Annotated in this window: 6 protein-coding genes and 1 pseudogene; 3 read left to right on the forward strand and 4 right to left on the reverse strand. The window is 69.1% G+C overall.

The genetic code is table 11. From position 1 onward, the window contains the following. Positions 1 to 208 precede the first annotated feature (208 nt). Genes gltX through Q0U08_RS16260 form a run of 3 tightly spaced genes read left to right on the forward strand, consistent with a single transcriptional unit; the run spans position 209 to position 3,151 of the window. On the forward strand, positions 209 to 1,663 hold the full coding sequence (gene gltX / locus Q0U08_RS16250) for a glutamate--tRNA ligase (protein WP_298092620.1): 1,455 nt from the start codon (positions 209 to 211) through the stop codon (positions 1,661 to 1,663). Further along, positions 1,660 to 2,943 carry a citrate synthase gene (locus Q0U08_RS16255; RefSeq protein WP_298092622.1) on the forward strand — a complete coding sequence of 428 codons (1,284 nt, stop codon included), beginning with the start codon at positions 1,660 to 1,662 and terminating at the stop codon, positions 2,941 to 2,943. Before gltX ends, Q0U08_RS16255 begins: the two co-directional genes overlap by 4 nt. Before the next feature lie 4 nt (positions 2,944 to 2,947). After that, entirely contained in the window at positions 2,948 to 3,151 is a 204-nt protein-coding gene (locus Q0U08_RS16260; RefSeq protein WP_298092623.1) for a hypothetical protein, read from the forward strand. 124 nt (positions 3,152 to 3,275) lie between these two features. Here the strand turns inward: Q0U08_RS16260 and Q0U08_RS16265 are convergent, their stop codons facing one another. The 4 genes and pseudogenes from Q0U08_RS16265 to Q0U08_RS16280 form a co-directional block, all read right to left on the reverse strand. Next, positions 3,276 to 3,611, reverse strand: coding sequence for a hypothetical protein (locus Q0U08_RS16265; protein ID WP_298092625.1), 336 nt, complete (start codon positions 3,609 to 3,611; stop codon positions 3,276 to 3,278). Further along, positions 3,608 to 4,978, reverse strand: coding sequence for a HAMP domain-containing sensor histidine kinase (locus Q0U08_RS16270; protein WP_298092627.1), 1,371 nt, complete (start codon positions 4,976 to 4,978; stop codon positions 3,608 to 3,610). The genes Q0U08_RS16265 and Q0U08_RS16270 overlap by 4 nt, the downstream gene beginning before the upstream one ends. Continuing rightward, positions 4,975 to 6,069: a DUF2336 domain-containing protein gene (locus tag Q0U08_RS16275; RefSeq protein ID WP_298092628.1), complete on the reverse strand. Its 1,095-nt coding sequence runs from the start codon at positions 6,067 to 6,069 to the stop codon at positions 4,975 to 4,977. The genes Q0U08_RS16270 and Q0U08_RS16275 overlap by 4 nt, the downstream gene beginning before the upstream one ends. Before the next feature lie 36 nt (positions 6,070 to 6,105). Next, positions 6,106 to 6,525 (reverse strand): annotated as a pseudogene (locus tag Q0U08_RS16280) (hypothetical protein); the annotation flags it as partial.

Below are 6,525 nucleotides of genomic sequence, written 5' to 3' on the forward strand. Positions count from 1 at the left end.
CGCCCAACCGCGCTCGGTCGGCAGCACGAACCACAGCGCGACCCCCAGCCCCGCCACCACCGGCACCCACAGCGCAAGCTGGTCGCGCTCCGCCTCCAGCCACCGTTCCACGGCATTTGATCCCGGTATTTGGCGCCGGGAAAGTGGCATGCTAGGGGCGGCGGCGGCTGAACTGGCCATGGATCATCCAGCTTGGGAGCAAGCGCGCTTGGGCGCAACCACCGATACCGGCGCAGCACCTGCGCCCACCCGTGACGCCAATGTCGTCACCCGCTTCGCCCCGTCGCCGACGGGGTTCCTGCATCTGGGCGGCGCGCGCACCGCGCTGTTCAACTGGCTGTTCGCCAAGGCGAATGGCGGCAAGTTCCTGCTGCGGATCGAGGACACCGACCGTGCCCGCTCGACGCAGCCCGCGATCGACGCGATTCTGGAAGGCATGCGCTGGCTCGGCCTGGATTGGGACGGCGATGCCGTGTTCCAGTTCGCCCGCAGCGCGCGCCATGCCGAGGTCGCGCACCAGATGGTCGAAAACGGCCACGCCTATCGCTGCTACATGACCGCGGACGAGATCACCGCCCAGCGCGAAGCGGCGCAGGCCGCCAAGCAGCCGCTGCGCATCCGCTCGCCCTGGCGCGACGCCGATCCGGCGACAGCGCCGGCCGACCAGCCCTTCGTCGTTCGCCTGCGTGCCCCGCGCGAGGGCGCGACCACCATCGCGGACCGGGTTCAGGGCAGCGTCACGGTCCAGAATGCAGAGCTGGACGACCTGATCCTGCTCCGCTCGGACGGCACGCCCACCTATATGCTCGCGGTCGTCGTCGACGATCACGACATGGGCGTGACCCACGTCATCCGCGGTGACGACCATCTGAACAACGCCTTCCGCCAATTGCCGATCTACAAGGCGAATGGCTGGCCCGAACCGATCTACGCCCACATTCCGCTGATTCACGGATCGGACGGCGCCAAGCTGTCCAAGCGCCACGGCGCGGTCGGGATCGAGGCCTACCGCGACGAGATGGGCATCCTGCCCGAAGCGCTCGACAACTATCTGCTCCGCCTCGGCTGGGGTCACGGCGATGCCGAGATCATCACGCGCGAGGAAGCGATCCAGTGGTTCGATCTTGCCGCCGTCGGCAAGGCTCCGTCGCGTTTCGATTTGAAAAAGCTCGAAAATCTGAACGGACACTATATTCGCGAGGCGGATGACGCGACATTGGCACGCTTGGTCGCAGATCGTATCGGCGGCGCCGCGGACCTCGATCTGCTGACCCGCGCGATGCCGTCGCTGAAGCCGCGCGCCGCCAACCTCAATGAATTGGCGGATGGCGCCGCTTTCCTGTTCCGCAAGCGTCCGCTCACCCTCGACGATGCCGCCGCCGCGCTGCTCGACGACAAGGGCCGCGACACGCTTGCCGCAGTGCACGCCGCGCTTGACGCGGTGCACAACTGGGATACGGAGACCCTAGAAGGTGCGGTACGGCAAGTGGCCGAAACCCGGCAGCAAAAGCTGGGGCAGGTCGCGCAGCCGCTTCGCGCCGCACTTACCGGTCGCAAGACGTCGCCGGGCATCTACGACGTGCTGGTCCTGTTGGGCCGGACGGAGAGCCTGGGGCGGATCGCCGACCAGACGACCGCAGAGAGGAAGGACATTACTGCATGACCGACACCGCGAAACTCAACCTCGGCGGCAACGATCTCGAATATCCGGTCCTGTCGGGCTCGGTCGGCCCGGACGTGGTCGATATCCGCAAATTCTATGCCCAGTCGGGCGCCTTCACCTACGATCCGGGCTTCACCTCGACCGCTTCGTGCCAGTCGAAGCTGACCTATATCGACGGTGACGAAGGCGTGCTGCTGCACCGCGGCTACCCGATCGGCGAGCTGGCCGAGAACTCCAGCTTCATGGAGGTCGCGTACCTCCTGCTGAACGGCGAGCTGCCGTCCTCGTCGGACCTGTCGACCTTCACCAACACGATCACGCGCCACACCATGGTGCATGAGCAGTTGGCGAACTTCTTTCGCGGTTTCCGCCGCGACGCCCACCCGATGGCGATCCTGTGCGGCGTCGTCGGCGCACTGTCCGCCTTCTACCACGACTCGACCGACATCCATGATCCGGTACAGCGCACCATCGCGTCGCACCGCCTGATCGCCAAGATGCCGACGATCGCGGCGATGGCGTACAAGTACAGCGTCGGTCAGCCCTTCCAGTATCCGGACAACTCGTTGTCCTACACGGGCAATTTCCTGCGCATGACGTTCGGCGTGCCGGCCGAGCCCTATGAGGTGAACCCGGCGGTCGAGCGGGCGATGGACCGCATCTTCATCCTCCACGCCGATCACGAGCAGAACGCGTCGACCTCGACCGTCCGTCTGGCCGGTTCGTCGGGCGCCAACCCGTTCGCCTGCATCGCGGCCGGCATCGCCTGCCTGTGGGGTCCGGCGCATGGCGGCGCCAACGAGGCCGCGCTCAACATGCTGCGCGAGATCGGCACGCCCGATCGCATTCCGGAGTTCATCGCCCGTGCCAAGGACAAGAACGATCCGTTCCGCCTGATGGGCTTCGGCCACCGCGTGTACAAGAACTACGATCCGCGCGCGACCGTCATGCAGAAGACGGTGCGTGAGGTGTTCGACGCGCTCAAGGTCACCGATCCGCTGTTCGAGACCGCGCTGCGCCTCGAGGAACTGGCGCTGAACGATGAGTATTTCATCGAGAAGAAGCTGTTCCCGAACGTCGACTTCTATTCGGGCGTGATCCTGTCGGCGATCGGCTTCCCGACCGAGATGTTCACCGTGCTCTTCGCGCTCGCCCGCACCGTCGGCTGGGTCGCGCAGTGGAACGAGATGATCACCGATCCCGACCAGAAGATCGGCCGTCCGCGTCAGCTCTACACCGGCCCGACGCAACGCAGCTACGTCCCCGTCGGCCAGCGCTGAGCCGATGCCGAGGCTCCGTCCGATCCTGATAGCGCTCGGCGTCCTGGTGGCGCTGATCGGTGCGCTCTGGATCGCTCAGGGCCTTGGTTACCTGTCCTGGCCGGCGTCGAGCACCATGCTCGGCGACCGCGCCTGGGCCGACCGCGGCGCCGCCGTCGCGGTCATCGGCCTGCTGCTGATCCTGGTCGCCCGCCGCCTTCGTCGCTGACCGTCTGATAGATCAAGCGCACCGCTTCCCCCCAACCTCCGTTCGTGCTGAGCGAAGTCGAAGCACAAGCGCCACCCCATGGACTTCGACTTCGCTCAGTCCGACCGGTGGGGCACCTTTGATGTTAGCGCAAAAGCCGCCCCGCCACCGTCGCGACGATAACGGCAGGCAGGGCCAACACCCCAAGCATCAGCAAACCCACCGCCCATAACGGCCCGCCCGCACCCCCGATCGCCATGACCGGCACCTGCGCAAAGGTCACGATCACCCCGGCCAGCCATGCACGCCGACGCAAGTATCGCCCGCCGACACCGGCGATCACCAGCGACAATGGATACCAGAGCCACCAGTAACGCGCCGCATCCCACGGCTCGTGGACACCATCCACCGCACCGACCATGAACCAATAGGCGATGGCGCCGCCGGCAACGCCGATCGCCCGTGCCGCCGCCCCACTCACCGCCCGGGCAGGCTCAGCGTAAAGGTCGCGCCCTCGCCGACCACGCTTTCCACGGTCAGGTCGCCGCCCATCGCGCGCGCCAGTCGCCGCGCAATGTACAGGCCCAGCCCGTTGCCGCCCGGCTCGCTGGGATCGACCCGCTCGAACTTCTCGAAGATGCGCGTCTGATCGGCGGGGGCGATCCCCTTGCCCCGATCGGTGACCCGCGCGCAGACACAGTCCTCGCCCGGTGCAACCGACACCGTCACCGCCTCGCCATGGGGCGAATAACGCAGTGCATTGCCGATCAGGTTCAGCAGGATCTGCAACACCCGCCCGAAATCGCCCCAGGCCGGGCCGCTCGCCTCGAATCCCGGCCGCACGATGCGCACGCCCGCCGAATCGGCCCGCACCGCCAGCAATCCCGCCGCGCGCCGCGCGACATCCGCTAGGTCGATCGGCTCGGGGCGAAGCGCAAAGTCCGGTCGCTCGATCGCCTGCAACTCCACCAGATGATCGACCAGCCCCAGCAGATGCCGCCCCGCCGTCGCGATATCGGCGGCATAATCGGTATAATCGTGCGGCACCGGCCCGTCCGCCTGCGCCTGGATGCTGTCCGCACTCGCCACGATCCGCGCCAGTGGCGTGCGCAGCGCCCGGTCCAGTCCTGCCGTAAAGGTCGCGGTCAACGCCGCGCTGTCGACCGGCGGGTCGCCGGCATCGCCACCCTCGTCATCCATCCGCGCGGTGCCGATAAAGCCGGCGAACATTCCCTGCCCGTCGCGGTGAATCGCCGCCGACAGCCTCACTCCCCGCGCGGACGCCTTCAACCGCGCGCGCTGCCCGTCCAGTGGCCGCCGCCGCGCCAGCGCGCCCAGGATCGGCAGGTCACCCTGCCCGTCCGCCTCCAGCGTGAACAACGCGGTCAGCGGCTGGCCCAGCAGCGCCAGCGCATCAAAGCCGTATCGCGGCCCGGCATCCAGCGACAAGAAGGTCAGGCGCAGGCCCGCATCGGTCTCCCACCGCCAGTCGGCCTCGGCCCGCGCGGCATGGACCTCGCTGTCGGGCGCCGGGCGCCAGGGCCGCTGCTCGTGCCAGCCGCTCGCCGCCAGCCGCACCCGCCCGTCTTCGGGCTGTGCGCGCAGCCACAAAGTGATGTCGGCATCTTCGTCCGCCACCGTCACGCTGCGCGACACGACGATGCCCAGCCGCCGTGCCAGTCGCACCACCGTCGCCATTTGCGGCACGGCCAGCGGCTCGCCCAGCGCGCCGCCGGCCCGGCGGTTCAACGCGTCGATCGCCGGCTCTGCCGAAAGCAGTACGCCATCCGCATCGATCACCGCATGCGCCACCCCCTGGCCCGCGAAGTCGCCTCCCGGCCCCATCATGCCGCCGCCCGCTCGATCGCACCGATCGCCGCGCGGAAGTCGCGCGCCAATCCAATCGGCCCCAGCGCATGACGCGCCGCCTCGGGCGGGATCGCCACGATCGCATCCAGTTGATCGGCCAGCGCCTCGATATCGCGACGTGCATCCGCTTCCGACAGCGACAGCGCGATCCGCGCGATCGTCGGCCGGTCCAGGTCCAGCGCCCGCGCCGCCAGCCACAGCCGGTCGCCCTCGGGCTCCAGCACCATCGCCCGCGCTTCCTCGATCTCGATGTTCAGCGCATGCGCCAGCAGCGCCATGAACAGCGCCAGTTGCCGGTCGCCCAGCGCCTCGATCAACAGGTCGGGCAGCTCGTCGGGTCGCGCGTCGATCGCCACCGCCAGCCGCAGCGCCGCCGCCTCCGGCCGCTCCCCCTCGTCATGCGCCGCCAGGCTGCGCGCCGCCGCCTCGGCAATCGCCCGGTCGATGTCAGGGGCATCGCCCGGCCGCACCGCCGCCGCCACCCACCAGACCAGCCGGTGATGCAGTTCCGCCGGCAGATCGCTGCGCCCCGTCGCCTCGTCCAGCGCGGCACGCCGGCGGCTCTCCGCCGCCAGCAGCGCCCGTGCGGCAGCGGCGATCACCCCGTCCGGCGCATCCGCCAGCCGGACCAGCAGGCTGGGCGCATCCGGTGCCGCTACCGCGGTCGGCAGCGAATCGGCCAGCATGTCCGCGCGTACACGCGCTATCATCTCGTCCATCAATGCCGGGTCGCGCAGCAATCCCGCCCGCGTCAACCGCTCGGCCACGTCGTCGCGGGCTTCCAGCAGCGTCTCGGCCAGCGCCGTGGCCCCGCGCCCGGCCAGCACCCGCGCGGCATGCCGGCGCAGATCCTGTGCGATCGCGCCCACATTCGCCCGCAGACTGCGCCCCAGCATCCAGCGCGTGCGATCGTCCAGCCGGGCGGTATCGTCCAGGAACAGGTCGGTGGTCGCACCCGACAACCGGGCATCGGCGCGCACCCGCGCCCGCGACGCCCGCGCACTCAGCGCGGACGCGTCCCAGACATCCGGCCAGGCATCTGGCGCGAGAGGGGCTTTGCCGACCGACATCGGCGATGTGCTACCGTGTCGAACATTAAAGCGACACTAAGCTTGCGCGCGAAGTGTCTCAATTGCGGACGCCAGGCTGGCCACCGCATAGCCGCATGCCAGCACCAGTCCGAACACCGGCAGCCCCAGCAACGCCGGGATCAGCACCACCGGCAGATAGGCCGCCGGCACCGCCCACCAGCGCCGCCGCGCGCGTTCCACCACTGCCCGCGCCGCCAGCGCACCGCTGACCACCAGAAAGAGCGCGAGCAGCAACGGCACGTCGTCACCCCGCATCTCGCGCAGCATCCATCCCAGCGCCAGCACCGCCACCGCCGGAACGGCGGCCATCGCCCCGTCCATCAGGCGCGGCTGCCCCGCCTCGTCCCGCAGATCGCTGAGCGTCCGTCCCAGCCCCAGCCCCAGGCATCCGATCAGCGCCAGGAACAACCCGGCGACCGGCGCGCCCATCAGGAT

This window comes from uncultured Sphingomonas sp. (genome assembly GCF_946477935.1).
Lineage (GTDB): Bacteria > Pseudomonadota > Alphaproteobacteria > Sphingomonadales > Sphingomonadaceae > Sphingomonas.